Source organism: Microcoleus sp. LEGE 07076 (assembly GCF_015207455.1).
Classification (GTDB): Bacteria; Cyanobacteriota; Cyanobacteriia; order Cyanobacteriales; family Microcoleaceae; genus Microcoleus.
This window is the reverse complement of sequence record NZ_JADEWV010000473.1, coordinates 1-1,262: the sequence shown is the minus strand read 5'-3', so window position 1 is coordinate 1,262 and position 1,262 is coordinate 1. Positions and strand designations below refer to the sequence as shown.

Here is a 1,262-nt window from a genome sequence, read left to right as displayed (position 1 = left end):
GGCACCGCCCCTACCAAGGGGGGGAGTTTCTTCTCCTGTCTCCCCCCTTACCAAGGGGGGATTAAGGGGGGTTACTTTTGCACCGGCTAGGATTAATGCGGATTTTTCGGGATTGAGAAAGTCGAAGAAGCCGTGACAGGAAAAGTGGGCGATGTCGGCATTTTGCAAGCTGGCAATTTGTTGTTGCAATCCTGCTTTGCTGGCGTTTTGCCGACTCAATATTTCGGCGGGATTGAAGGATTTGGCAATGGCTTCGACTTCGATGTCGGTGAAGTCTAAGTCTTCTGTGGGGTTTTGGATGGCAAAAAATTTGCTGGGTAATGTGTCTTCCGCCGTCAGATTTACCCGCTGAGATAATTGCAATAGCTGGCAACTGGGAGTGTATCTCACGCCGCCTGGGAAAAGTTCGAGAAGACATCCAGTTTCTACGGTTTTGTCGGCTTTTTGTCGGCTGCTGGTGAGGGCGTGTAGGGGGAATAGGTGCAAGTATCGGAAGGGAACTAAGATTAATTTTTGGCAGTTTTCGGGGAGGCGAGAAATTATTTCGTCGATGTGCAGAATCTGGGCTAACTTTTCCAGGCGGCTGTCTAGTTGGTTTTTCCAGTTGTCGTATTTTTCCTCGTCTTTGATGTCATCGAGATATTCCTGTTGTAACTCTTGTAATGCTTGCAAGTCTTGAGAGGAAGATTGCCAGATATCCGGTTGAGGAGAGTCACGGGTGACAATGAAAACTTTAAAGCCGTTGTAGGTAATGTACCATTCTAAAATTGCTTCGTTTTCAGCTAACAGGCTACGAATTTCTGTAAAACTAATCCGCTGTACTTGGCTGGGGAGGCTGTGGGCTTTGTGAAACAATTCTACTAGGTTTCTGGTTTTGCTACGTTCCACGTATTCTAGGGCGGCAGTGGAGTTTTCCATTTGTAGGCAAACTTCTACCATTGAATGATAAAGTTTATTCCATTCTTCAGCCAATTTCTGTCTGTCTGCTTCGCCACCGATAATGATTTCCCTCCGCATTGATTCGACTGTCTCGATGGCCGAGTTAAATGTATTGTAAGCTTCTGGGAGTTGGGCATTTTTCTGGTAGGCAATTCCGAGACTATATAAGGTTGTAGTATGTTCTATCGGAAATGATTCGCGGGTGTAAACTTCCAAGGATGCCTCAAAAGCTGCGATCGCCAATTCCAGATTCTCGGCTTTTTCCCCTCTGATTTTGTAGAGGTAAGCCATCCCCAAATTATTTTGACACCTTGCCCATTCAA

At 46.1% G+C, this 1,262-nt stretch carries 1 protein-coding gene; it reads right to left on the bottom strand.

Annotated features, from left to right (window positions below):
- A partial coding sequence (locus tag IQ270_RS30360) for a CHAT domain-containing protein (protein WP_339384318.1) occupies positions 1-1,230 on the bottom strand: 1,230 nt, incomplete at its 3' end.
- Positions 1,231-1,262 lie beyond the last annotated feature (32 nt).